The sequence below is a fragment of the Actinoplanes campanulatus genome (assembly GCF_014647795.1).
GTDB classification, from domain to species: domain Bacteria; phylum Actinomycetota; class Actinomycetes; order Mycobacteriales; family Micromonosporaceae; genus Actinoplanes; species Actinoplanes campanulatus.
The window spans coordinates 297,309-321,801 of sequence record NZ_BMPW01000009.1; the positions used below are offsets into that span (position 1 = coordinate 297,309).

The 24,493-nt window shown below is 71.3% G+C and carries 20 protein-coding genes; 16 read left to right on the forward strand and 4 right to left on the reverse strand.

Going from position 1 to position 24,493, the window contains the following annotated elements; translation table 11 throughout:
• Positions 1 to 134 precede the first annotated feature (134 nt).
• Together IEZ13_RS19605 and IEZ13_RS19610 are read left to right on the forward strand one after the other, a co-directional pair.
• Entirely contained in the window at positions 135 to 398 is a 264-nt protein-coding gene (locus IEZ13_RS19605) for a hypothetical protein (protein WP_183220149.1), read from the forward strand.
• 135 nt (positions 399 to 533) lie between these two features.
• Positions 534 to 1,499: an alpha/beta fold hydrolase gene (locus IEZ13_RS19610; RefSeq protein ID WP_183219745.1), complete on the forward strand. Its 966-nt coding sequence runs from the start codon at positions 534 to 536 to the stop codon at positions 1,497 to 1,499.
• 143 nt (positions 1,500 to 1,642) lie between these two features.
• Here the strand turns inward: IEZ13_RS19610 and IEZ13_RS19615 are convergent, their stop codons facing one another.
• Together IEZ13_RS19615 and IEZ13_RS19620 are read right to left on the reverse strand one after the other, a co-directional pair.
• On the reverse strand, positions 1,643 to 2,290 hold the full coding sequence (locus tag IEZ13_RS19615; RefSeq protein ID WP_183219746.1) for an isochorismatase family protein: 648 nt from the start codon (positions 2,288 to 2,290) through the stop codon (positions 1,643 to 1,645).
• The gene (locus IEZ13_RS19620; protein WP_183219748.1) at positions 2,290 to 3,483 is read right to left on the reverse strand and encodes a CaiB/BaiF CoA transferase family protein; all 1,194 of its coding nucleotides are present in this window, start codon (positions 3,481 to 3,483) and stop codon (positions 2,290 to 2,292) included. The genes IEZ13_RS19615 and IEZ13_RS19620 overlap by 1 nt, the downstream gene beginning before the upstream one ends.
• 60 nt (positions 3,484 to 3,543) lie before the next feature.
• On the opposite strand from IEZ13_RS19620, the gene IEZ13_RS19625 reads away from it, so the two are divergent.
• The 4 genes from IEZ13_RS19625 (at position 3,544) to IEZ13_RS19640 (ending at position 8,853) form a co-directional block, all read left to right on the forward strand.
• Positions 3,544 to 4,440: a hydroxymethylglutaryl-CoA lyase gene (locus IEZ13_RS19625; protein WP_183219750.1), complete on the forward strand. Its 897-nt coding sequence runs from the start codon at positions 3,544 to 3,546 to the stop codon at positions 4,438 to 4,440.
• A 25-nt stretch (positions 4,441 to 4,465) separates the two neighbouring features.
• Entirely contained in the window at positions 4,466 to 5,956 is a 1,491-nt protein-coding gene (locus IEZ13_RS19630; RefSeq protein WP_183219752.1) for a class I adenylate-forming enzyme family protein, read from the forward strand.
• A complete protein-coding gene (locus IEZ13_RS19635; protein ID WP_183219753.1) occupies positions 5,953 to 6,825 on the forward strand; it encodes a DUF4437 domain-containing protein in 873 nt (290 codons plus the stop codon). The genes IEZ13_RS19630 and IEZ13_RS19635 overlap by 4 nt, the downstream gene beginning before the upstream one ends.
• A gap of 66 nt (positions 6,826 to 6,891) precedes the next feature.
• Positions 6,892 to 8,853, forward strand: coding sequence for an acyl-CoA dehydrogenase family protein (locus tag IEZ13_RS19640; RefSeq protein ID WP_183219755.1), 1,962 nt, complete (start codon positions 6,892 to 6,894; stop codon positions 8,851 to 8,853).
• On the opposite strand, the gene IEZ13_RS19645 is transcribed toward IEZ13_RS19640, so the two are convergent.
• Positions 8,844 to 9,326: a hypothetical protein gene (locus IEZ13_RS19645; RefSeq protein WP_183219757.1), complete on the reverse strand. Its 483-nt coding sequence runs from the start codon at positions 9,324 to 9,326 to the stop codon at positions 8,844 to 8,846. The genes IEZ13_RS19640 and IEZ13_RS19645 overlap by 10 nt on opposite strands.
• 263 nt (positions 9,327 to 9,589) lie before the next feature.
• Positions 9,590 to 11,023 carry a dihydroorotase gene (locus tag IEZ13_RS19650; RefSeq protein ID WP_183219759.1) on the reverse strand — a complete coding sequence of 478 codons (1,434 nt, stop codon included), beginning with the start codon at positions 11,021 to 11,023 and terminating at the stop codon, positions 9,590 to 9,592.
• A 77-nt stretch (positions 11,024 to 11,100) separates the two neighbouring features.
• Here IEZ13_RS19650 and IEZ13_RS19655 point away from each other — a divergent pair, with 77 nt between their 5' ends.
• The 10 genes from IEZ13_RS19655 to IEZ13_RS19700 all read left to right on the forward strand — a co-directional run bounded on the left by IEZ13_RS19655 (position 11,101) and on the right by IEZ13_RS19700 (position 24,429).
• Entirely contained in the window at positions 11,101 to 12,294 is a 1,194-nt protein-coding gene (locus tag IEZ13_RS19655; RefSeq protein WP_183219761.1) for a CaiB/BaiF CoA transferase family protein, read from the forward strand.
• Positions 12,291 to 13,058 (forward strand): cyclase family protein, encoded by a 768-nt coding sequence (locus IEZ13_RS19660; RefSeq protein WP_203833648.1) that lies wholly within the window; start codon positions 12,291 to 12,293, stop codon positions 13,056 to 13,058. Before IEZ13_RS19655 ends, IEZ13_RS19660 begins: the two co-directional genes overlap by 4 nt.
• Positions 13,055 to 14,425, forward strand: a complete 1,371-nt coding sequence (locus IEZ13_RS19665; protein WP_183219763.1) for an MmgE/PrpD family protein — start codon at positions 13,055 to 13,057, stop codon at positions 14,423 to 14,425. The genes IEZ13_RS19660 and IEZ13_RS19665 overlap by 4 nt, the downstream gene beginning before the upstream one ends.
• 226 nt (positions 14,426 to 14,651) lie before the next feature.
• The gene (locus IEZ13_RS19670) at positions 14,652 to 16,298 is read left to right on the forward strand and encodes a WxL domain-containing protein (protein ID WP_183219766.1); all 1,647 of its coding nucleotides are present in this window, start codon (positions 14,652 to 14,654) and stop codon (positions 16,296 to 16,298) included.
• Positions 16,299 to 16,386: 88 nt separating this feature from the next.
• On the forward strand, positions 16,387 to 17,367 hold the full coding sequence (locus IEZ13_RS19675) for a WxL protein peptidoglycan domain-containing protein (RefSeq protein WP_183219768.1): 981 nt from the start codon (positions 16,387 to 16,389) through the stop codon (positions 17,365 to 17,367).
• 73 nt (positions 17,368 to 17,440) lie between these two features.
• Entirely contained in the window at positions 17,441 to 18,529 is a 1,089-nt protein-coding gene (locus tag IEZ13_RS19680; protein ID WP_183219770.1) for a hypothetical protein, read from the forward strand.
• Positions 18,526 to 19,872 carry an ABC transporter substrate-binding protein gene (locus IEZ13_RS19685; protein WP_183219772.1) on the forward strand — a complete coding sequence of 449 codons (1,347 nt, stop codon included), beginning with the start codon at positions 18,526 to 18,528 and terminating at the stop codon, positions 19,870 to 19,872. The genes IEZ13_RS19680 and IEZ13_RS19685 overlap by 4 nt, the downstream gene beginning before the upstream one ends.
• A complete protein-coding gene (locus IEZ13_RS19690) occupies positions 19,862 to 20,593 on the forward strand; it encodes an ABC transporter ATP-binding protein (protein ID WP_183219773.1) in 732 nt (243 codons plus the stop codon). Before IEZ13_RS19685 ends, IEZ13_RS19690 begins: the two co-directional genes overlap by 11 nt.
• A gap of 43 nt (positions 20,594 to 20,636) precedes the next feature.
• Positions 20,637 to 23,708, forward strand: coding sequence for an ABC transporter permease subunit (locus IEZ13_RS19695; RefSeq protein ID WP_183219775.1), 3,072 nt, complete (start codon positions 20,637 to 20,639; stop codon positions 23,706 to 23,708).
• Positions 23,709 to 23,769: 61 nt separating this feature from the next.
• Positions 23,770 to 24,429: a neocarzinostatin apoprotein domain-containing protein gene (locus tag IEZ13_RS19700; RefSeq protein ID WP_183219777.1), complete on the forward strand. Its 660-nt coding sequence runs from the start codon at positions 23,770 to 23,772 to the stop codon at positions 24,427 to 24,429.
• Positions 24,430 to 24,493 lie beyond the last annotated feature (64 nt).

Genomic DNA, 24,493 nt, shown 5'->3' on the forward strand with positions numbered 1-24,493 from the left:
TCGCCGGCGCCCGGGCCTTCGACGGCAACTTCGTCGCTATGAGTGACAGGAATCGTCGAACCGACACGCCCTGTGATCCGTTCTCTCTGTCAGGCGGGACACGACGTCCCGCGGTGACCGACAAGGCGGTGGCAATGCTGATCCTGTCCCTTCTCATCCTGGTCCTGGCCGCCGCCTGCGTGCTCGCGGTGCGCGGGGTGCGGGCGGACGCGTCAGCCGAGGCTGAGCCGCTGAGCATCCCGGAGGCGCTCTTCGCGCCGGAGAGCCTGGAGGGCGTGCTCTGCGCGCAGCTCCTGGACGGGGAGATCACCCGGCGCCAGTACCTGCGGTCGATGGCCGGCATCGCCGCGCGTGACGAGTATCGCCACCCCCTCGTGGTGCCCCGTTACGAGGACTGACAGCCGGCCGGGTCGTAGCCCGGCGCCCGCTGACGCGGGTGCCGGGCTTTTTTGCGTCCTTGACAGCCTCCCATCGATAGCAGCTAATGGAAACCCTGTTTCGGAGAGTGTTACGGCTGACCACTTGGAGGTCCCGTGTCCCTGTCCCCACGCCGCATCGTGGCGATGCTCGTCATGTCCGCCGGCATCCTGGCCGCCACCACCACGCCCGCCCAGGCCGCGGCGGTCGAGGTCGACGGTGACATCACCGTCCCCTGCGGCAGTTCGACCCTCACCCAGGACGCCGACTGGTTCTTCCCCGAGACCACCAGCCCGAAGGCCCTGGTCCTCCTCCAGCACGGCTTCTCCCGCTCGAACAGCAACGTCGCCGCGCTGGCCCGGAAATACCAGGCCGCCGGTTTCCTGGTCTTCACCCCGACCCTGCCGTCGACCAACTCCAGCGGCTGCACGGTCAGCAACCAGGGAGACAACACCGCCTTCCTGAACAGCGTCGCCGCCTGGATCGGCGAGGCCACCACCTCGACCAAGGCGCTCGCCACCAGCTATGCGAAGGCGGCGACCACGGCCGGGCGCTCCGGCAGCACACTGCCCACGAAGTACGTGCTGGCCGGGCACTCGGCCGGCGGCGACGCGGTCACCTACATCGCCAACCGGTTGCGCACCACGTTCCCGGCCGCGTTCGCGAACCTGGCCTACCTGCAACTGCTCGACCCGGTCAAGTCGCCGTCCGGCACCAACATGGCGACCGCCCTGACCGGGCTGAACGGAACCTCGCTGCCGATCACGGCGATCTCCTCGCCGCCCTACCTCTCCAACAGCAACGCCAGCGGCACCGTGGAACTGCTCGCCCGGGTCGGCCGGCCGTTCCTCGGGGTCCGGCTCACCACCGGCTCACACTGTGACGCCGAGGGCGCCAGCACCAACTGGCTCTGCACCCTGACCGGCGGCGCGTCGAAGGCGAAGAACGTCACCGCGCTCCAGACCTTCGCGGTCAACTGGGCCTCGGACGCGGCGGCCGGCGCCACCACCGCGACCTACTACCCGGGCGGCTCGTACTACCAGGGCCTGCTCACCGGCAACGTCATCCAGACGCTCAGCTGACGCTCCCCACCGGAGCCGGCGGCCGTACGGTCGCCGGCTCCGGGCCGCCGGACCTCACCTGGTCCTCGATCTCCGACCGCCCGGAACGGGCGGCAAAGGCCCGGGTGGCAGCGAGGCCGCCGTGCGCCACGGGACGGGGTCGTCTATTCGGGACGCTCCGCCGCGTACCAGATCAGGGTTTGCAGGGTTTCGGCGAGGGTGACCACGTCGGCGTATTTGGCGTCGAGGTCGAAGAGATTGTGGTCGTGCGGGCCGCCGTCGCGGTCGGCGCAGGCGTCGCGGACGACGATTGGCCGGAAGCCGTGCTGGAGCGCGTCGAGCGCCGAGGCGCGGACGCAGCCGGAGGTGGAGTAGCCGCCGATGACCACGGTGTCGATCGAGTGCGAGGCCAGCCAGGCGGCCAGCGACGTGCCGGCGAAGGCGCTCGCGTAGTGCTTGACCACCACCTGCTCGCCGGGCGCCGGGCGCAGTGGCGGCGCGAAGTCGCCCAGCGGGTTGCCGTCGGCGAAGACCTTGAGCGCCGGGACCTTGGCGGCGAACAGCGGCGCCTCCGCGCACGTCTCGTCGGCGAAGTGGACCCGGGTCCAGAGGACCGGGATCCCGGCGGCGCGGGCCGCGTCGGCCAGCTCGGCCATCGCCTCGGCGGCCGCCTGACCGGTCATGAGGAAGAGCGGCGAGTCCGGGTCGGTGTACGCCAGCGCCGGGTCCACGAGCAGCACCGCGGGCCGGGTGCCCCAGCCCAGCCGCCGCGCGAACCCGGCCCGCGCGTAGTCCTCGCCGAGCTCGGCCATCAGACGATCCCGCGGGTCTTCAGGTCGGCCAGCTCGTCGCCGGTGAGGCCGAGCAGGCCCTGGTAGACCTCCTCGTTGTGGGAGCCGAGCGCCGGACCGGCCCATTTCACCCCACCGGGCGTGCCGGACAGTCTCGGCGCCACGTTCTGCATCGGGAGCCTGCCGAACTCGGGGTGGTCCACCTCGATGACCGCCTGCCGGGCCTGGACGTGCGGGTCGGCGATGATGTCCTCGGCCGTGTAGATGCCGCCGGCCGGGACGCCGGCCTCGTGCAGCAGCGACAGCAGCTTCGCCGACGGGATGGTCCGGGTCCAGGCGGAGATGACGTCGTCGAGCTCGGCCTGGTTCTCGCCGCGGGCGCCGTGTGTCGCATACCGCGCGTCGGCCGGCAGGTCGGGGCGCTCCATGACGTCGGCCAACCGGCGGAACACGGTGTCCTGGTTGGCGGCGATCAGCACGTCGGAGCCGTCGGCGCTGGGGTAGACGTTGCTGGGCGCGACGTTCGGCAGGATCGGGCCGGTTCGCTCGCGACGGTAGCCGGCCACGCCCCACTCCGGGATCAGCGACTCCATCATGGCGAGCACCGCCTCGTAGATCGCCGAGTCGACGACCTGGCCGCGGCCGGTGCGCTCGCGGGCGTGCAGGGCGGCCAGCGTGCCGAACGCGGCGTAGGTGGCGGCCAGCGAGTCGCCGATCGAGATGCCGGAGCGGGACGGGGCCCGGTCGGCCTCGCCGGTCACATACCGCAGCCCGCCCATCGCCTCGCCGATGGAGCCGAACCCGGCGCGCGGCGAATACGGTCCGGTCTGTCCGTAGCCGGTCACCCGGACCAGGATGAGCCGGGGGTTGATCGTCGACAGCTCCTCGTAGGAGAGGCCCCAGCGCTCCAGGGTGCCGGGCCGGAAGTTCTCCAGCAGGACGTCGGACTTCTCGACCAGGCGCCGGACGAGGGCCTGGCCGTCGGCGGTGCGCAGGTTGCAGGTGACCGACTTCTTGTTGCGGGCCACCACCGGCCACCACAGGGACCGGCCGTGCGGTTTCTCCCGCCCCCACTGGCGCATCGGATCGCCCTTGCCCGGGTCCTCCAGCTTGATCACCTCGGCCCCGAAGTCGCCGAGGAGCTGCCCGCAGAACGGGCCGGCGAGCAGGGTTCCGGTTTCCAGTACGCGAATGTCAGACAGTGGCGCGGTCACGCCGTCACCCTATACTTGCGAAACGACGTTTCGCTAGATGAAACAGAGGGGGTGCCGGGCGTGGAGATCGTCGAGGTCGGGCCGCGGGACGGGCTGCAGAACGAGAAGCGGGTCCTGCCGACATCCGTCAAGGTCGGCTACGTGTCGCGGGCCATCGCGGCGGGGTTGCGGCGGATCGAGGTGGCCGCCTTCGCCCGCCCGGACCGGGTGCCGCAGATGGCTGACGCCGAGGAGGTCCTGCGGTCGGTGCCCCGCCGGCCCGGCGTCCGGTATGTCGCGCTGGTCCTCAATGGCCGCGGGCTCGACCGGGCGCTCGCGCTGGAGGCCGCGCGGCCTGACGAGATCAACTATGTAGTTGTCGCGAGTGATGAGTTTTCCCGGCGTAACCAGGGGATGTCTACGGCCTCCTCGCTCGGGGCCTTCCGTGCGGTCGCTGAACGTGCCCGCGATGCCGGACTTTTCGTGACTTTGACGGTGGCCGCTGCGTTCGGATGCCCCTTCACCGGTTCGGTGCCCGTTTCCCGGGTGCGCGACATCGTGGCCGATGCCGGTCCGCTGGATGAGATCTGCCTGGCCGACACGATCGGCGCGGGCGTGCCGGGGCAGGTCACCGAGCTGGCGGCCGCGATGCGTACGGTCGCTCCGGTCGCGCCGCTGCGCGCTCACTTCCACAACACCAGAAACACGGGGTACGCCAACGCGATCGCCGCGGTGACGAGTGGATTCGTGGCGCTGGACGCCAGTCTCGGCGGGATCGGCGGGTGCCCGTTCGCGCCGGCCGCCACCGGGAACATCGCCACCGAGGACCTGGCCTACCTGCTGAACCGGTCGGCGCTGAAGACCGGGGTGGACGTGACCGCGGCCGCTGCCGCCGGGACCTGGATCGGATCGGAGCTCGGGCTCGCCCCGGTTCCCGCGCAACTCGGCCGGGCCGGCGACTTCCCTCTTGCGTCATGAATGGAAACGGTGTTTCCATTCTCGCATGCTGCGGCCGGGTGGTGCTGATCTGACGATCGCCGGCGGCGTGCGCGAGTTCGGCCGGGCCACCCCGGACGTGATCGCGGTACGCGACGGGGACCGGGAACTCAAGTACGGGGCGCTCGACGAGCGCTCCTCACGAATCGCGTGTGCGCTGCTGGCCCACGGGTTCTCGTACGGCGACCGGGTGGCGCTGCTCTGCGGCAACCGGCTCGAATACCCGGAGATCGCGGCCGGCATCGCCAAGGCCGGCCTGGTGTTGGTCCCGGTCAACCCGCGGCTCACCGCGCCGGAGGTGGACTTCATCCTCGGCCACTCCGGGGCGCGGGCGCTGATCGTGGACCCGGCGCTGGCCGGGGCGGTTCCGGACGGCTTCCCGGGGCGGGTCGTGCACCTCGGGCCGGAGTACGAGGCGTGGCTCGGCACCGCCCGCTCCGTCGACCCGTGGATCGCGGTGGACGAGCGGGACCCGTTCTGCATCGCGTACACGGCCGGCACCACCGGCGACCCGAAGGGCGTGCTCGTCTCGCACCGGTCCCGGTCGCTCACCTTCTACGCCACCGCGCTGGAGTGGGGGATCGGGCCGGGGCGGCGGACCATCGCGGTCGCCCCGATGTACCACGGCGCGGGGTTCGCCTTCGCCTACGCGGCCGTCTACTGCGGGGCGACGGTCAGCATGCTGCGCTCGTTCCAGCCGGACGCGCTGCTCGACATGATCCAGCGGGACGGCGCCCAGTCGGTGTTCCTGGTCCCGACCCACGCGCAGGTGATCCGCTCCTTTTTCGAGAAGGTCCCGGCGGCACCGACGCTGGACACCCTCTACTTCAACGCGGCGGCGCTGCCCAAGGTGCTCAAGGAGTGGGTGTTCGAGGCGTTCCCCGGCGTGGGGGTGCACGAGCTCTACGGCTCCACCGAGGCGGGCGTGATCACCAACCTGCGGCCGCCGGACGCCCGGCGCAAGGCCGGCACCGTCGGCCACCCGTGGTTCGGCACGCAGGTCCGGGTGGTCGGGCCGGACGGCGCCCCGGTCGGGCCCGGGCAGCCGGGGGAGCTGTACAGCCGCTCGCCGTACCTGATGAACGGCTACCACGAGAACCCGGCCGCGACCGCCGCCTGCACCACCGGGGACGGCTTCCTCACCTCCGGCGACATCGTGATCCGCGACGAGGAGGGCTTCATCTCCATCGTGGACCGGGTCAAGGACGTGATCATCACGGGCGGTGTGAACGTCTACCCGCGCGACGTCGAGGAGGTCCTGCTCACCCACCCGGCGGTGGCCGAGTGCGCGGTCGTCGGCGAACCGGACGAGCGGTGGGGTGAGCGGGTCGTCGCCTACTACGTCGGCCGGTCGCCCGTCGACGCCGGCGATCTGGAGGGCTTCCTGCGGTCGCGGCTGGCCGGATTCAAGGTCCCCAAGCAGTACCGAACCGTCGCGGCGCTGCCCCGCAACGCCGCCGGCAAGATCCTGAAACGCGAGCTGAGGAGTACGCCGTGAGGGCACATGTGGAGCTGATCCACGAAGACGACTACATCTTCCACACCGGCGAACTGCCGTACGGCGAGGGGAAGATCCTCGAGCGCCGTCTGTCCACCGACGAGGAGGACGGCTCGTCGTCGCTGTCGCTGCACGCAGGAGCGGACTGGGGCCGCAGCGCCGGGATCGTGCACGCCGACACCGAGTTCTACGTGGTCGAGGGCTCCATGCTCTATGGCGGTCAGGAGTTGGGTGCCGGCGGCTACGTCCAGGTCCCCAAGGGCACCGCGATGGACTGGCTGAAGATCCGGGAGGGCTCCCGGGTGCTGCACTGGCGCGAGTACGGCGACTGCGGCTTCGACCCGTTCACGAATCTCGGTGAGGCCTCGGCTGCGGCGTCGCCGGAGTCGGCCGAGGGCGTGACCGTCATGGACGCCGGGAAGATGGAGTGGACCGAGGCGCCGTCGGTCGGCCCGCTCACCCCGCTCTACATCAAGCTGCTGCACCGCGACCCGAAGACCGGCTTCTACACCCGGCTCATCCGCGCGCCGAAGGGCTGGACCGACCACCGGCTCGCCCACCACCCTTGCTACGAGGAGTTCTACACCCTGGCCGGGAAGATGGCGTACAACTTCGGCGACATCGACGAGGGCACCTACTGCTTCCGTCCGGCCCGGGTCAAGCACGGCCACTTCGTCGCGGAGACCGAGATCGACTGGATCCTGCGGTCCGACGGTGAACTGACCAACTGGTACACCACCGACGAGTGGGTCAAGTACGGCGGTCACGCGGAGAACTACGACGAGCACGACGGCCACATCCACCCGATCCTGTCGTCGCTGCCGGTGCGGTCCCGCTCCCGTGGCGAGTGGTCCGGCGACGGCATGTGAGGTAGCTCCCCGGCTGGGCGTCAGTCCAGCCGGTTCAAAATGGTTACTGGTGGGTAATATCGCGGCATGATCGATCGTGTCTCCGCAGCGCTGACCGAGGTGCTCGACGGCCGGTGGGCGCACATCCGCCGAGCGGTCCGGGAGCGGCTCGGGCCCGAGTTCGTCACGGTTCCCGGCGAGACCGGCGACCAGGCCCGGGAACGGGTCAGCCGGCTGATCCGCGACCTGCCCACCGACGTGGGCGTGGTCTCCGCCTTCCCGGTCGAGTACGGCGGCTCGGACGATCCGGGCGGCTCCACCGTCGCCGCCGAGATGCTCGCCCAGGTCGACCTGTCGCTCATGGTCAAGGCCGGGGTGCAGTGGGGGCTCTTCGGCGGGGCGGTCGTCGCCCTGGGCACGAAACGGCACCACGACGCCTACCTGCGCGACATCATCTCGGCGGACCTGATGGGCTGCTTCGCGATGACCGAGACCGGTCACGGGTCCGACGTGCAGCAGCTTCGGACGACCTGTGCCTACGATGCCGCTTCCGGCGATTTCGTGCTGCATACCCCACACGAGGCCGCGCGCAAGGACTACATCGGCAACGCGGCCCGAGACGGGCGGATGGCCGTGGTCTTCGCCCAGCTGATCACCGGCGGCCGGTCCTACGGTGTGCACGCCTGGCTCGTGCCGATCCGCGACGAGCACGGAAATCCGATGCCCGGCGTCACCCTCGGCGACGCCGGGCCCAAGGCGGGGCTGCTCGGCGTCGACAACGGGCGGATCTCCTTCGACCACGTCACCGTGCCGCGGGACATGCTGCTCGACCGGTACGGGCAGGTCGCCGCCGACGGCACCTACACCAGCTCGATCGAGAACGACACCCGGCGCTTCTTCACCATGCTCGGCACCCTGGTCCGCGGCCGGGTCACCGTCGGCGCCGCCGCCTCCGCGGCCACCCGCAGCGCGCTGACCATCGCGGTCCGCTACGGCGAGACCCGCCGCCAGTTCACCAGCCCCGACGTCGACCGGGAGATCGCCCTCAACGACTACCTGGCCCACCAGCGCAAACTCCTGCCGGCGCTGGCGCGCTCGTACGCGTACGCCTTCGCCCAGGAGGAACTCGCGGTCACCATGGCCGAGGTCTTCTCCCTCGCCGAGCCCGACGAGCACCGGCAGCGGGAACTCGAGTCCCGGGCGGCCGGGCTCAAGGCCGTACAGACGTGGCACGCCACGAGGACCATCCAGATGTGCCGGGAGGCGTGCGGCGGCGCCGGCTACCTCGCCGAGAACCGGCTGCCCGGGCTCAAGGCCGACACCGACGTGTTCACCACCTTCGAGGGCGACAACACCGTCCTGCTCCAGCTGGTCGCGAAAGGCCTGCTCACCGGCTATCGCGACGCCTTCGGCTCGCTCGACGGCTGGGGGCGCGCCACGTTCGTCGCCGAACAGGTGCGGGAGATGATGCTCGAGCGTACGGCCGCGCGCTCGCTCATCCAGCGGCTCGTCAGCGCGGTCCCCGGCCGGGACGAGGAGGTCGCCGTCACCGACCGGGGCTGGCATCTGACCCTCTTCGAGGACCGGGAGAAGCACCTGCTGGACGGGGCGATCCGCCGTCTCCGCAAGGGCGCCGTCACCAAGAAGGACCGGCCGTTCGACATCTTCAACGACGTACAGGACCACATCCTGTCGGTGGCGGGCGCCCACATCGACCGGATCACCCTGGAGGCGTTCGTGGCCGGCATCGAGCGGACCACCGACGAGTCCGCCCGCGAGCTGCTCGGCAAGGTCTGCGACCTGTACGCGCTGACCACCATCGAGGAGCACAAGGCCTGGCTCATGGAACACGGCCGCCTCACCCCGGCCCGCTCCCGGGCGGTCACCGCGGTCGCCAACGACCTGCTCCGCGAGTTGCGGCCGCACATGCGCACGCTGGTGGACGCGTTCGCCGTACCGGAGGAGTGGTTGAACGCCGCCATCCTCCGCGAGGAGCCGGCCCGCCAGGAGGCGATGTCCAAGGAGGACGACGCCCTCCGTCAGTCGTGATCGAGCGGGTAGACGAGGTGTTCGGCATCCCACCAGAGGATGTAGAAGACGCCGGCCGCGATGAAACCCCATAGACGTCGGCGGTTGGCCACACGGAATCGGAAGATCTCGTCGCCGAACACCTCGTCGAGCCGCAGTTGGGCGATCCGTTCCTGTGCCTCCGTACAGAGGGTGTCGATGCCCTGGAAGTGATGCTTGCGATGACTGCCGCCCTTGGAACCGGACAGCTGCGCCTTCACCTCGTTCCACGTCAGGGCGCCGACGTTGCACAGGAACCGGAGCAACTCGTGTGCCTCGTCGGCGGCCGGCCATCGCCAGGCGCCCTGGTATCCGTGGTCGGCGTAGTGGAACGAGAAAGTGACCTTGTGCGATCCTGCGTCGGGGCCGCGCACCGCGGTGGCGTCGACCTTGGCGACCTTCTCGCCGGACGCGATCCGCTTCGGGGAACCCGTCCGGGTCCTCTTCGGGGACATCGAACCGCCTACGCGGTGGCGGCGGTGGCGCCCCAACCCTCCCAGGTCAGCTCATCCGGTGGATCCGAGTGAGCCTCGCAACTCGTGGGCGTGTTTCGCTGCCTAGTCTCCGGTATCCCGAGACCCCCGGGCAGCGCTCGATCGGCTGACGTGGATGGTCGGTTACCTGACAGGGCGGGCGCTTGTCGGTCACGTGGGAATGAACGAGTGACCTGGTCCCGAGTCGGCGGGCGCCATCCGCGCCGGCGCCCGCCGCGAGTAGGTCAGCGGGAGACGAAGGTGCCCCGGGGAGTGCCCAGGACCTCGCCGTCGCGGTAGGCGACGCGGCCCCGCAGGACGGTGGCCACCGGCCAGCCGCGGACCTTGCGGCCCTCGAAGGGGCAGTGGTCCTGGCCGGAGAGCAGCAGGCCGGTGGTGACCTCCTGTTCCAGGTCGGGGTCGATGATCGCCAGGTCGGCGTCGAAGCCGGGGAGCAGGTTGCCCTTGCGCCCGTCCAGGCCGTACGCGCGGGCCGGGTTCGCGGACACCAGCTCGGCGACGCGGACCGGGGAGAGGCCGCGCTTGTGCATGCCCTCGCTGATCAGGATGGGGTAGAGCAGCGCGGTGCCGCCGAAGCCGGGCAGCGCCGGCCACAGCTCGTCGCCCTTCTCCTCCTCGAGGCAGCAGGCGTGGTCGGAGGCGACCCAGCCGACGGTGCCGTCCAGAACGCCGGCCCACAGGGCCTCGGTGTCGCTCCTCGACCGGATCGGGGGGTTGACCTTGCCGCCGAGGCCGCCCTGCTCGTCGAGCTCCTCGTGGGTGAGGCACAGGTGGTGCAGGGTCACCTCGAAACGCATGTCGACCTCGGGCATCGCGACCCGGGCCTCGCGGGCGGCAGCCAGGGCCTCGCCGGAGGACAGGTGCAGCAGGTTGATGGCACAGTCGGTGGCCCGGGCCAGGGTGGTGGCCTCGCCGATCGCCACCCGTTCGGTCAGCGGCGGGCGGGCGTCCGAGTAGGCCCTCAGCGTCTGGGGATCGCCGTTCGCTCGTACCCTCTCGATGAAGAGCCGCATCAGTTCGGCCTGCTCGCAGTGCAGTGACAGCGAGATGCGTCGATCATTCAAAGAATTCGCGGCCGCCACCGCCTCCATGAGCTGGTAGAGGTGGCCGAGGTCGTACTCGTCGCTCATCGTGAAGGACTTGGCGTCGCGCGAGTTCGCCGACAGGTTGAAGCCCTTGTAGAACATGTAGTACTTGAACGAGCTGACCCCGCTGCCGTCGACCAGTGCGGACACCTCGCCGACCTGGGCGGTGTCCATCGGCGCCAGGTGGAAGCCGTAATCGGTCCAGGCGTGGCCGCCGACCGCGTCGAGCACCTCCGGGAAGATGTCGGCGTAGGCGCCGGTCCGGTTCAGGTAGTGCTGCCCGGTCCGGAAGTAGGACAGCACCGTGGTCGCGCCGCCGACCAGCGAGGACCGGGTCTCCTCGGCCGCGTCGACCGCGAGCGGACGGTAGATGCCCAGGTGGAAGTGGGCGTCGACGGCGCCGGGGAAGACCAGTCTGCCGGTCGCGTCCAGGACCTCGTCGGCGTCCTCGGCCGGGATCGAGTCGGCGATCGCGGCGACCTTGCCGTCCCTGGTGGCCAGGTCGGCCCGGATCGTTCCCAGGTAGGGCACGACCAGGGTGCCTCCGCGTACCAGCAGTTCGTAACGGCTCATCCGGCCCGACCTCCCACAGGTGTTTCGCACACAGTAACGAGGTTTCCCTTAATGGAACAGAGCGGTTAGGGTGTGGCATGCACAGCCCTCTCGAAGGGGTCCGCGTCGTCGACGCGTCCACCCTGTTCGCCGGACCTCTGGCCGCGACGGTCCTCGGCGACTACGGCGCCGACGTGACCAAGATCGAGCATCCGGTCAAGGGCGACCCGGCCCGGGGGCACGGGCCGGCGAAGGACGGTGTGCCGCTCTGGTGGACGATGCTGGGCCGCAACAAGCGGACGGTCACCCTCAATCTGAGGGCCGCCAAAGGCGCTGAGATTGCGAAAAATCTCTTCAAAGACGTTGATGTCCTGATCGAGAACTTTCGTCCAGGAACCCTGGAGCGCTGGGGTCTGGGACCCGACGTGCTGCACGAGATCAACCCGAGGCTGATCATCGCGCGCGTCACCACATATGGACAATTCGGACCGTACTCGCACCGGCCGGGGTTCGGCACGCTGGCCGAGGCGATGAGCGGGTTCGCGGCCATCACCGGTGAGCCGGACGGGCCTCCGACCCTGCCGCCCTTCGGCTTGGCGGACGGCATCGCCGCGCTGACCACCGCCCAGGCGATCATGACCGCGCTGTACCACCGCGACGCGCGGGGAGGCACGGGCCAGGTCATCGACCTGGCCATCGTCGAGCCGATGCTCACCGTCCTCGGCATGCAGGCGATGGTGTACGACCAGCTGGGCCAGGTGCAACAGCGGACCGGCAACCGATCGGTCAACAACGCGCCGCGCAACACCTACCGGACCGCCGACGGCCGCTGGGTCGCCGTCTCCACGAGCGCGCAGGCCATCGCCGAGCGGGTGATGCGCCTGGTCGGCCGCCCCGAGCTGATCGACGAGCCGTGGTTCGCCACCGGCGTCGGCCGGGCCGCGCACGCCGACGTGCTGGACGAGGCGCTGAGCGGGTGGATCGGCGCCCGCGACCTGGCGACGGTCACCGAGGCGTTCGAGCGGGCACAGGCCGCGATCGCCCCGGTCTACGACATCGCGGACGTCTTCGCCGACCCGCAGTTCATCGCGCGCGACTCGGTGACGACCGCGCACGATCCGACGCTCGGGCCGGTGCGCATGCCCGGCCCGCTGTACCGCCTCTCGCGGACGCCCGGCTCGATCCGCTGGACCGGCCGGCCGCGCGGCGCGGACACCGACGACGTGCTCGCCGGCCTCGGCTACGACGAGGAGGAACGGGCGAAGCTGAGGGCCGAAGGAGTCATCTGGTGAAAGTTTTCGATCTTGCGCAGCCGATGCGGAAGGGGATGCCACAGTCGCCGAACCATCCGGCCTACACCCATTCCCTGGTGCGCCGGCACGGTGACACGGTGCGGGCCGGCGGCGGGTCGGCCGCCAACGACCTCCTGGTCATGGGCACACACGTCGGCACGCACGTGGACGCGCTGGCGCACGTCTCGCAGGACGGGCTGCTGCACGGCGGGGTTGTCGCGGCCGACGTGCAGTCCGACGCCGGTTTCGCCCGGCTCGGCATCGACGAGTTCCCGCCGTTCGTCGGCCGCGGCGTCCTCCTGGACGTGGCGCGGGTGCACGGCGTGGAGGTGCTGCCGCCCGGCTACGAGGTGACGGCCGAGGACCTCTCGGCCGCCTCCGGCGACCTCACGATCAACCCCGGCGACGCGGTCCTCATCGGCACCGGCTGGTCACGCCATTTCCACAACGGGCAAACCTTCTCGGGTACGCGTGACGGCGTGCCCGGCCCCGGAGAGGACGCCGCACGCTGGCTGGTCGAGCGGGAGATCGCGGTGACCGGGGCGGAGACGATCGCCTACGAGCACATCGCCCCCGGCGCCGGGCACGCCAGCCTGCCGGTGCACCGGATCCTGCTGGTCGGGGCCGGCATCAACATCGTGGAGACGATGTTGCTCAGTGAGCTGGCCGACGCCGGAGTGACCGAGTTCCAGTTCATCCTGGCCCCGCTCAAGCTGGTCGGCGCCACGGGTTCGCCGGTGCGGCCGCTGGCGGTGGTCCCGTGAGCCTCGCCCAGGAGCTGGGGGAGTTCGCGGCCGAGGTGGACCCACCCGGGCGGGTGCGCGCGGACGTGCCGACGCGGATCCTCGACGTGCTCGGGAACAGTCTGGCCGCGTACGTCGAAAAGGACGCGGACGCGGCGCCCGCCGCACTCCGCGCGATGCGACGCTGGGGTGGCGTGCCCGAATCGACCGTCCTCGGCTCCGGGGACCGGTTGCCCGCGCCGTCCGCGGCGTTCGTGAACGGGGTGCTCGCCCACTCGCTCGACTTCGACGACACGCACCTGCCGTCGGTGCTGCACCCGAGCGCCTCGGTGGTCCCGGCCGCGCTGGCCGCGGCCGAGGCGGGCGCGCCCGGTGACCTGATCGCCGCGATCGCCGCCGGCATCGAGGTGACCAACCGGCTCGGCATGGCCGGCTGCGATCCGGAGACCGGCGCGAACCTGTACTTCGAGCGAGGCCAGCACGCCACCTCGATCTGCGGGACGATCGGCGCCGCGGTGGCCGTGGCCCGCCTGTACGAGCTGGACGCCGGGAAGATCGCCGATGCCGTCGGGATCGCCGTGTCGATGGGCGCCGGGGTGCTGGAGGCGAACCGTACCGGTGGGTCGGTGAAACGTTCGCACTGCGGCTGGGCGGCGCACGGCGGGGTGGTCGCGGCGACGCTGGCCGCCGAGGGGCTGACCGGCCCGCCGACCGTGCTGGAGGGGCGCTTCGGGTTCTTCACGGCACACACCGGCCGGTTCACGCCGGAGGCTGTCACGGCCGGGCTGGGCGAGCGCTGGGAACTGCTGCGGACGGTGTTCAAGCCGTACCCGTCGAATCATTTCACCCACGCCGGGATCGACTGCGCGCTGGCGTTGCGCGCGGCCGGACTGGATCCGGACGACGTGGAGAGCGCCGAGCTGGGGGTGGCCGGGCCGGTGCTGCGGACCATCGCCGAGCCGGCCGCCGAGAAGGCCCGGCCGCGCAGCGGGTACCAAGCCAAGTTCTCCGGGCCGTACACCCTCGCGGTGGCCCTGACCGGGGGCGGCGGGCTGGGCGTGGGCCTGGACGACTTCGCAGGCCTGGACCCGCGGCGGCTGGAGTTGGCGTCCCGGGTGCGGATGTACGCCGACGAGGCCGCCACCGCCGCGTTCCCGCGCGCGTTCGCCGGCGTGCTGCGGGTGCGCACCCGCTCCGGGGCGGTGGTGGAGCACCGGGTGGACAGTTCGCGCGGCGGGCCCGGGCATCCGCTGAGCGCGGCCGAGGTGACCGCGAAGTTCACCGGCAACGCCCAGCGTGCGATATCGGTCGATGCGGTGGCGGCGCTGTCCGACGCGGTCCGGCGGCTCGGGTTCGGTGGGCCGGTTTCCGACGTGTTTCCGATCTGACTCTCTTTGAGAGCGCTTCGGAAACGCTGTATCGCAGGGCGGGATAAGGCTGGTCGGTGGGTTGACATGAGTGTTGCGGACTGCGTTCATTGATCCCACGCAGAAAGTAAACGCCGTTTCCTCTAGCGAAACGGGAAGGGGACTGGATGCGTACCGCGCGCTAGAGCGCCACCACCGCGAGACGGAGGCGGCGCACCCACTGTCAGAGAGGGGACGCGGCACCACCATGACATCCACCGCAAGAAAGGCCCTGATCGCGGCTCTGGCCCTGGTCGGCGTCGTCGCCGTCCAGGCGCCCGCCGCCGCGTACGGGCCGACCGCGAGTTCCCTTGGGTGCCGGATCTATTTCAGCGACGCCGGCACCGGCTCCTCCCCGAGCACGTGGGCGGACACGTTCACCCTGACCCAGACTCCGGCGTCGCCGAAGCCCGGCCAGACCGTGACCGTGTCGTTCACCGCGGCGGAGGGGTCCACCAACGGCCCGGTCCCGCTCACCGCCGGCTCCGTTCCGGTGGCCGTCACGGTCGGAATCTCCGGATCCCAGACCGGAACGGTCACGCTGAACCAGGCAAGCTACCCGGCCGGCGCCGTCGCCGCCTACGCCAAGCTCGGTGGCTTCACCGCCACCGGCACCTTCACCGCCGGCGCGGCGGGATCCCTCGACCTCACCGTCGGGCAGGTCAAATTCGCCAACACCACGGCGTCCACCTACTGCTCGGCGGAGGGCGACCGGGACCACAAGGCGAGCCCGGTGGCCACCACGATCGTCCAGCCGGTCACCGTCTTCGACGGCGGGGCGACCATCACCTCGATCACCGGGCAGACCGGCACCGCCGCGGCCCGCTCCGGCAACACCGTCAACTACTCGGTCACCGGCCTGGCCGCGAACGCGACGCTCACCGCGTCGCTGAAGGACAGCGCCGGCGGCGGTACGGGTGAGGGCAGCGGCACCGGCAGCACCGGGGCCACCGGCGCCGGCACCGGCACGCTGACCGTTCCGGCGAACGCCACCGCGGGCGACCGCACCGTGGCGATCACCGACGGCGCCAACACCGTCCTGGTATCCATCACGATCCTCGGCACGCCGGCGATCACCATCACGCCCCCGGGCGGCGGCGCCGGCACCGTCGTCACCGTCAAGGGCACCGGCTTCAACCCCGGCAGCACGGTCACGGTCGGCGGCTACAAGGCGCTCGCGGGCGCACCGCCGCCCCCGGCCACCGCCGACGCGGCGGTCACCACCACCGCGACGGCGACCGGCGGCATCACCGCCACGTTCACCGTCGACGACCCCGCGACCGCCTGGATCGGCGCGTCGTCGGGTCAGCTGTTCGCCCTGGCCGCGTGGACCGCCTCGGCGGACTCCTGCACCGCGGCGACCGGCAACGTCGATGCCGAGTGCGACCTCACCTACGAACTCTCGCAGACCGTGAACGGCGGCGTGCTCGCGATGTCGCGGGGCGCCGGCACCAGCACCATCGCGTTCGACGGCATCACCCTGAACGGGACCGCGCAGACCGCCGAGGGCACCCTCTCGGCGATCAACGTGACCGACTACCGCGGCAGCACCCTCGGGTGGGACCTGACGGCGGAGGTCACCGACTTCACCGGTGTGCCCGGCGGCACCATCCCGGCGAGCGCCCTCACCTGGACGCCCGCCTGCGTGGCCCACCCCGGCGCCACCAACGCCGTCACGGCCGAGGCCGGCACCGCGGGTCAGGCGGTCAACGCCGCCACCCTCTGCAAGGGACCGGTCAACACCACGACCGGCACCGGCGGATCGTTCGACGCCTCGGCCGAACTGGCCCTGGCGGTGCCCGTGAACCAGCTCGCGGGCACCTACACGGCGACGCTCACGATCACCCTGAGCTGACCCGGACCCTGGGTGGGGGCGGCCGCCACCGCCCCCACCCCACTCTTTTCTCCGACTTTCCGGCCGTCATGCCGGTGGAGGGACGATCATGCGGATCACCCGGATCGCCGCGGCGGCTCTGGCGCTGGCCGCCCTCACGGTCGTCCCGGCCACCCCGGCCCTGGCCACCGGCAACGGCGAGTGGGCGGTGACGCCCACCCCGGCCAAGAACGCCGGGCCCACCCCGCGCCTCTACTTCTTCCTGGACGCGGCCGCCGGCCAGACCGTCAAGGAATCGGTACGCGTCACCAACCTCGGCAGGGACCCGAAGGCGTTCGAGATCTACGGCGCGGACGCGTACAACACGGTCAAGGACGGCGGGTTCGCGCTGCGCACCAAGGATCGGCAGCAGACCGGCCTCGGCGCCTGGGTGACCTCCGGTGTCGGGAAGGTGACCATCCCGGGCGGCGCCAGCGCGGACATCCCGTTCACCATCACCGTCCCGCAGAGCGCCACCCCCGGCGACCACGTCGGCGGCGTCGTGGCCCTGGAGGCCGAGGCGAGCGCCGTCACCCGGGCCGGCGGCGCCACCGTGAAGATCCAGCGTGCCGTCGCGGCCCGCGTCTACCTGCGGGTGGCCGGCACCATCGTGCCCGGCCTCGGGGTGCCCAGCCTGCGGATGGACATCGGATCGCCGCTGCTGCCGGTGCCGGTGAAGGGCGACCTGGAGTACGCCGTCACGAACGTCGGCAACGTGCACCTCATGCCGCAGGCCACGGTCCGGGTGACCGGCCTGTTCGGGCATCCGGTCAAGGTGAGCGGGCCGGCGCCGTCCAGCGACATGGTCCCCGGCTCCGAAGGCCGGTTCGCCATGACCGCCGAGGGCATCTGGCCGTTCGACATCGTCACCACCTCGGTCGTGGTCAGAGCCGACGGCGGTGTCTACGCCCGCCGCACCGACCGGGCCTTCGTCTACTCGTACAGCGGCGCCGTCATCCTCGCCGTTCTGATCGGATCGCTCGTCTGGGCCGCCCGCCGCCGCATCCGCAGCCGCGAGGTCCGGCCCCGTGGGCTGGTGGCCGGCCAGTGAGCGAGCTTGCGAGCGAACCATTCAGCTCAGTCTTGAACTCATCGCGACGCCGGAGCGCAGCGGAGGTGGCGCGATGAGGCGGTTGTCGTGCACCCTGCTCGCGGTCGGCGTGCTGGCGCTCGTCACGCCGGCGGCCGCGGCCCGGGCCGGCGGGCCGGTCGCCCGGCTCTCGGTCACCGAGGCGTCGCCGGGCGAGAAGATCCGGGTCACCGGCGAGGGCTGGGAACCGTCCCGGCTGCTCCAGTTCGTCACCTGCGGCGAAGGCGGCGTGACCGGCTCGGCCGCCTGCGACACCCGCGCCTCGATGGCCACCCCGGTACGCCCGGACGGCACCTTCATCGTCGACCTGCTCGTCGGCGAACCCCCCAGGGCCTGCCCCTGCGTCATCCATGTGGCCGCCGTCCAGGGCGACGCCGACGCCGGCGTCAACCTGCCGCTCACCATCACCGGCCACGCCGGCGGGCAGATCCCGCGCACCGCCGACCCGGTCCGGGACCTGGTCGTCCAGGACGCCCGGCTGACCGGCGGCACGGCGGCCGCCTGGTTCGGCGCCCCCGACCGGCTGCTGCTCGTCTACACGATCCGCAACCCGGGCACGTCGACGCTGGTCGACGCCACGGCACAGGTACGCCTGGGCGGAGGCGGCGACGACAACGTCTTCCACCGGGCACAGATCACCGACCTGAGGCCGGGCCAGAGCCGGACCCTCACCGTGCCGGTCGAACTGCCCCTCGCCGCGTTCGGCCGCTACGTCGTGACGGTCGACGTCAGCGGACTCGCCCAGGCCCGGCTCACGCACCAGGCGTACCCCTGGGGTCTGTTCTTGATCAACGCGGCCGGGCTGCTGCTGATCGCCTGGGGCGTGCTGCGGCGGGCCCGCCGGCGCGGCACCGAACTCGCCTGGGCCGACCCGTCGCAGACCATGCTGCCGTCCGTCGTCCGCCTCGGCAGCCTCGGCGCCTACCTGGTCTTCGACGACGCGCCCGGCGCCCGGCGGCTGCGCCGGATGGCCGGCGCCCAGCTCAGCCTGGAAACGCTGCGCGCTTTCGTCGGCTCGGAACGCCCAGCCGGCGGCGACTCCGTGCTCGACCTGGACGCGCTCGATCACGTGATGGCCCGGCGCTACCCCCGGGACCTCACCCTCTTCGAGGAGGACGAATGACATCGCCATCGCCGCGCTGGCCGCTGCTGGCCCGGGCCGGCGCCGTGCTGGTGGCCGCGGCGCTCGCCTACACGAGCTGCGGCACCCTGATGCCGGGCGCGGAGTCGGCCGGCGGGGCGTCGGCGGACGGCACCGGACCGGGCGTCACCGACGACACGGTGAAGGTCGTGTTCATCGGCACCGACCTCACCAGGACCGCCTCCATGACCGGCTTCCGGAACGCCGACGTCGGCAAGCCTGCCGAGCAGGTCAAAGCCCTGGAGACGTACGTCAACGCGAACGGTGGGGTGGCCGGGCGCAAACTGGAGGCCGTCTACCGCGAGTACGAGGCCAGCAAGGACTCCCCGGCCGCCGAGACCACCCTGTGCAGCCAGATCACCCAGGACGACAAGGCGTTCGCGGTGGTCCTCACCGGACAGCTCCAGTCCAACGCCCGGCCCTGCTACGCGCAGCGGCGCACCCTGATGCTGGACGCCACCCTGATCGCCGACGACCGGGCCACGTTCACCCAGCTCGACCCGTACCTGTGGACCGCCTCCTACCCGGAGTACGACGCCTTCGCCACGTCGTTCCTGTCCGTTCTGATCCGGCAGAGATTCTTCGACGGCCGCAAGGAGGCCGGTCTGGTCGCGGCCGACACGCCGGCCAACAAATCGGTGTACGACAAGCTGGTCGTCCCGTTGCTTTCCGAATCAGGCGTCACGGTCGCCGTCAACTGGATCGACACCACCAGCCTCGGCACCCTGAACAGCGGACTGTCCCAGGCGGCCGTCAACTTCCGCGGCAAGCGGATCGACCGGGTGTTCTTCCTCGGCGGGGCCCGGCTCGCCCCGTTCTTCATGACCAGCGCCAAGGCACAGAGCTTCACCGCCCGGTACGGCATCTCCACCTTCGACAGCCCGGTCTTCATGGTGAACAACCCGGGCACCGTGCCACCGGAGTCACTGGCCGGAATGGTCGGCATCGGGTTCGCCCCGGCCAACGACGTGCCGGACTCGCAGCTCGCCTTCCCGGACACCGACGCCGAGAAGAAGTGCCTGGACATCTACCGGCAGGCCGGGATCACCTTCGCCGAACGGGAGAACGCCCGGGTGGCCTTCACCTACTGCGACGCCGCGCTGCTGCTGCAGGGCGCCGCCGCGAACCTCGGGCCCGACCTGAACGCCGCCGCCTGGGGCACGGCCGCCCGGGCGCTGGGACCCGCGTTCCGCACCGCCGGCGGCTTCGGCGGCGAACTCGGCCCCGACGGGTACGCGGCCGGCACCGGATACCGGATCCTCAAGTACGACACCGGCTGCACGTGCTTCACCTACGACGGGCCGGTGACTCCCCTTGGCCGGTGACATCGTCCTCCAGACGACCGGGCTCTCCGGGGGCTACGGCTCGATCCAGGTGCTGTTCGGCATCGACCTGACCGTCCGGCGCGGCGAGACCGTGGCACTGTGCGGGCCCAACGGCGTCGGCAAGTCCACCCTGGTCCGGATGATCTCCGGGCTGAGCCGGCCCAGCGCCGGCACCGTCTTCCTCAACGGGCTCGACGTCACGGGCGTGCCCGGCGCCAGACGGCCCCGGCTCGGCATGTCCACCGTGATCGGCCAGCAGGCGTTCGGCTCCCTCTCGGTACGCGACAACCTGCGCATGCACACCTACCCGGTGAACCGGACCGACGAGAAGCCCACCACCTCGGTCGACGGGGCGCTCGCCGTCTTCCCCCGGCTGCGTGCCCGCGCCGACCAGCCCGCCTCCACCCTGTCCGGCGGGGAACGGCAGATGCTGGTGCTCGCCAAGACGCTCATCCAGCGGCCCGACGTGCTGCTGATCGACGAGTTCTCCCTCGGGCTCGCCCCGGTCGTGGTCGGCGGCCTGCTCGAACTCATCCGGCGGCTGGCCACGGCCGGGGTCGGCACACTGCTCATCGAGCAGTCGGTGAACGTCGCCATGTCGGTCGCCGACCGGCTGCTCTTCATGGAGCACGGCACGATCATCGCCGAACACACCCCGGCCGAGCTGCGCGAGTCCCCGGATCTGGCCCGCCGCCTGGTACTCGGAGGGCATGCCTCATGAGCTTCTTCCGGCACGGCCACCGCTTCGTCGCAGTGGCGGCGGCATGACCCTCCTCGGCTTCGATCTCGGGCTCGACCGGCTCACCGTCGGGCTGTTCACCGGGCTCACCTACGGCCTGCTCGCCGTCGGCCTGGTGCTGGTCTACCGGTCCAGCCGGTTCGTCAACTTCGCGCACGGCGCCATCGGCGTCTTCGGGGCCGCCGTGCTCGCCCGGTTCGCCACCGGGATGCCCTACTGGCTGGCCTTCCCGGTCGCCATCGTGGTCGCCGGCGGGCTCGCCGCGCTCACCGAGATCATGATCGTCCGGCGCCTCTACCGGCGGCCCCGCGTCATCGGCATGATCGCCACCCTCGGCCTGTCCCAGTTCATCCTGGTCATCGCGTTGCTGGTGTCCCGGGACAGCTTCTCCGGCACCACCTACCCGAAACCGCCCGGCCTGCCCGCCTTCAGCATCGGCACCACCGCGATCGGCTCGTCGCTCACCGCCATGCTGTTGCTCACCCCGGTGCTGCTGGCCGCGCTCGCGTTCTTCCTCCGGCGCACGAAGTACGGCATCGGCATCCGCGCCGCCGCCGACAACCCGGACGCCGCCACCGTCGACGGGGTGCCCGCGCCACGGATGGCGACCCTGGCCTGGGCCGTCGCCGGGGGCATCGCCGCCTTCTCGGCCATCCTGCTCACCCCCACCCAGGGCGTGCAGTCGATCGAGTCGCTCGGCCCCCAATTGCTGCTGCGCGGCCTGGCCGGCGCGGTCATCGCCCGGATGACGTCGCTGCCGATCGCGTTCAGCGTCTCCCTCGGCGTCGGCGTCCTGGAACAGGTCCTGCTCTCTCACGAAGGTAGCGGCTTCGTCGACGTGGTCCTGGGACTCGCCATCCTGGTATCGCTGCTGCGTCAACGGCCACGCGGCCGCCGCGACGATCAGAACGCGCCGTGGCCCCGCCAGGAACGTAGGGCCGCCTCCGTCCTCTCCCGGACCGGGCCGGCGCTGCTCGCGGCGTCCGGGGTCGGGCTCGCCTACCTGGTCAGCAACGCCACCGCCGCCGTCCTCACCACCATCTGCGGTTACACGCTGGTCGCGCTGTCGGTGATCCTGGTGACCGGCGTCGCCGGAGAGCTGTCGCTCGGCCAGTTCGGCTTCGCCGGCATCGGCGCCGCCGTCGCCGTCCAGATCGCCACGCTCAGCGGCAACATGTTCCTCGGCACCGTCGCCGGCTGCGTGGCCGGCGGGCTCGCCGCGACCCTCGTCGGCATCCCGGCCATGCGGCTGCGCGGCGTCGCCCTCGGCGTCACCACCCTCGCCTTCGCGCTCGCCACCAGCGGCTGGCTGCTGCGCCAGACCTTCCTGCTGGGCGACGGGCTGGACACGCCCTACCCGGTATGGCACGGCTACGTCGTCGAGGTCGCCACCGACTACTACCTTTTCGCCCTGCTGCTCCTGGCACTCGGCTGGTGGGTCACGGCCCGCCTCAGCGGCGGCGGCTTCGGCCGCCTCCTGCTCGCGCTGCGCGACAACGAGGAGGCGGGACGCGCGCTCACGGTGACGGCCCCGCTGCGCAAACTGCAGGCGTACGCCGTGGGCGGCGGCCTCGCCGGCCTCGGCGGCGTGGTGATCGGCTTCGGACAGTCGCAGCTGAGCATCAACAACTTCCCCGCCGGGGCCAGCATCGACGTCGTCGCCATCGCGGTCGTCGGCGGGCTGGCCCGCACCGGGGGAGCGCTGCTCGGCTCGGTGATCATCGTGGGGTTGCCGCTGCTGTATCCACTCGGCATCCCCGGGCAGGCGGCACTCACCCTCGGCTGGCTGCTGGTGGTCATCCTCATGCCGGACGGCCTGGGCGGCTTCCTCGCCGGCAGCGCCCCCCGCCTGGGGCGGCGCCTCGCCGCGTGGGGCTCGCGCCGCGGCCTCGACGGCAGGGTCCGCGACCTGGCGGGCGCCGTCACCCGCCTACGCGAACGCCGCCCGACCAGCCCGAACCCCGTCGATGCAGACGTCGTCCATGCGGACACCGTCCATGCAGATGCCGTCGATGCGGACACCGTCGATGCGGACACCGTCCATGCAGATGCCGTCCATGCGGACACCGTCAATGCGGATGCCGTCAATGCAGATGCCGTCAACGTGGACGTCGTCAATGCGGATGCCGTCAACATGGATGCCGTCAACGTGGACGTCGTCAATGCGAGCTTCGTTTGTGCGGGTGCTGTCGATGCGGAAGAGACGCGTCCGATCTTCGAGGAGGAGAGGCCTCGGCTCTGGAACATCGCGCGGCTGCCCGCTGAGCCTCTGGAACGGGCGGAGCCGGAGGGACCGGGGGAGGAGAGCGGGCCGCTGCTGGAGGTGGCCGGGATCCGGCGGTCGTTCGGTGGGGTGCGGGCTGTGCAGGACGCCACGTTCACCGTGACCGAGGGGGAGATCGTCGGGATCATCGGGCCCAACGGCGCCGGGAAGACGACGCTCTTCGAGATCCTCGCCGGGTTCACCGCGGCCGATGGGGGTGTGGTCCGGTATCAGGGGCGCGCCGTCACCGGCTGGACCCCGGAGCGGCGGGCCCGGGCCGGGCTGGTGCGATCGTTCCAGGACGCGCGGCTCTTCCCGGCGATGACCGTCCGGGAGAACGTGATGGTCGCCGCCGAACGGATCGCGCCGGTGCGGCTGGCCGCCGACCTGATCGGTGATGAGCGATCGGAAACGGTCAAGACGGCTCAGGCGGATGCCGCGCTGGAGGCCATGGGGCTGGACTGGCTGGCCGGGCGGCCGGTCGGGGAGCTGTCCACCGGCACCCGCCGTGTCGTCGAGCTCTGCTGCCTGCTCACCCTGCGTCCCCGGCTGCTGCTGCTCGACGAACCGTCCTCCGGCCTCACCCAGGGCGACGGCAAGGCCCTCGGCGACCTGATGCTGCGCGTCCGCGCCGAGCTCGGCACCACGATTCTCGTCATCGAGCACGACCTGCCGCTGCTGTCCCGCGTCGCCGACCGGCTGATCGCCATGGACGCCGGCACGGTCATCGCCCAGGGGACGCCGGACGAGGTCCGTAACCACCCCGCGGTCGTCCTGTCCTACCTCGGCACCGACCAGGCTGCCGTGGCCCGATCCGGAGGGCCGGCCGGGTGACCGGCCCGCTTCGGAGAACCGGCCGGCTGACCGACCCGTACCCATGATGGAGGTTTTATCGATGGTCCTTCCCCGCCACCTCCGCCGGCTGGCCGCCTCGGTCGCCGCCGGCCTGATCTGCGCGGTCGCGGTCGTGCTCGTCGACACGTCCCCGGCCCTGGCCGCGCCCGAACTGCACGTCTCCAAGACGAGCGGCATCGCCGACGGTGAGAAGATCACCGTCTACGGGACCGGGTTCACGGCCGGGCTCACCGACCTGGCGCTCGGCCAGTGCATCGCCGACCCGGCCACCGCCACCGACTGCAACCTCACCGGCGGCGCCGAATTCGTCTCCACCGACGGTTCCGGCAAGACCAAGACGCTCACCCTCACCATCGCCAAATCGTGGAGCGACGGGGCCAAGACCTGCGACGACGGTTGTGTGATCGCGGCGCAGCTGCTTCCGTCCAGCCACAGCGAGGAGGAGGTGGCGGCCAACAAGGTCCAGGTGGAGATCTCGTTCGGCACCGGCGGTGGGACCAGCACCTCGCCGACGTCCACCAAGTCGGCGACCGCGACCTCGTCGAAGAGCTCGAGCGCGGCCGCGGGCGCCCTGCCCAGGACCGGGCCCGGTATGGAGTGGGCGACCGTCGTACTGATCGGAAGCGCTCTGCTCCTGCCGGGAGTGGGGCTGCTCATCCTGCTGCCGGCCCGTCGGCGCCGGATGGCCGGCTTCCAGTAGGACGTTCTCTCCCGCGTACTCCCTCTCCGCGCGGGAGAGGACGGTTCAGGGGTGTGGGGCCGGC

Coding starts and splice junctions, on each gene's coding strand:
- IEZ13_RS19605 (WP_183220149.1), top strand. CDS start 135: ATGCTGATCCTGTCCCTTCTCATCCTGGTCCTGGCCGCCGCCTGCGTG.
- IEZ13_RS19615 (WP_183219746.1), bottom strand. CDS start 2,290: ATGGCCGAGCTCGGCGAGGACTACGCGCGGGCCGGGTTCGCGCGGCGG.
- IEZ13_RS19630 (WP_183219752.1), top strand. CDS start 4,466: ATGCTGCGGCCGGGTGGTGCTGATCTGACGATCGCCGGCGGCGTGCGC.
- IEZ13_RS19640 (WP_183219755.1), top strand. CDS start 6,892: ATGATCGATCGTGTCTCCGCAGCGCTGACCGAGGTGCTCGACGGCCGG.
- IEZ13_RS19645 (WP_183219757.1), bottom strand. CDS start 9,326: ATGTCCCCGAAGAGGACCCGGACGGGTTCCCCGAAGCGGATCGCGTCC.
- IEZ13_RS19650 (WP_183219759.1), bottom strand. CDS start 11,023: ATGAGCCGTTACGAACTGCTGGTACGCGGAGGCACCCTGGTCGTGCCC.
- IEZ13_RS19655 (WP_183219761.1), top strand. CDS start 11,101: ATGCACAGCCCTCTCGAAGGGGTCCGCGTCGTCGACGCGTCCACCCTG.
- IEZ13_RS19670 (WP_183219766.1), top strand. CDS start 14,652: ATGACATCCACCGCAAGAAAGGCCCTGATCGCGGCTCTGGCCCTGGTC.
- IEZ13_RS19675 (WP_183219768.1), top strand. CDS start 16,387: ATGCGGATCACCCGGATCGCCGCGGCGGCTCTGGCGCTGGCCGCCCTC.
- IEZ13_RS19680 (WP_183219770.1), top strand. CDS start 17,441: ATGAGGCGGTTGTCGTGCACCCTGCTCGCGGTCGGCGTGCTGGCGCTC.
- IEZ13_RS19685 (WP_183219772.1), top strand. CDS start 18,526: ATGACATCGCCATCGCCGCGCTGGCCGCTGCTGGCCCGGGCCGGCGCC.
- IEZ13_RS19695 (WP_183219775.1), top strand. CDS start 20,637: ATGACCCTCCTCGGCTTCGATCTCGGGCTCGACCGGCTCACCGTCGGG.
- IEZ13_RS19700 (WP_183219777.1), top strand. CDS start 23,770: ATGGTCCTTCCCCGCCACCTCCGCCGGCTGGCCGCCTCGGTCGCCGCC.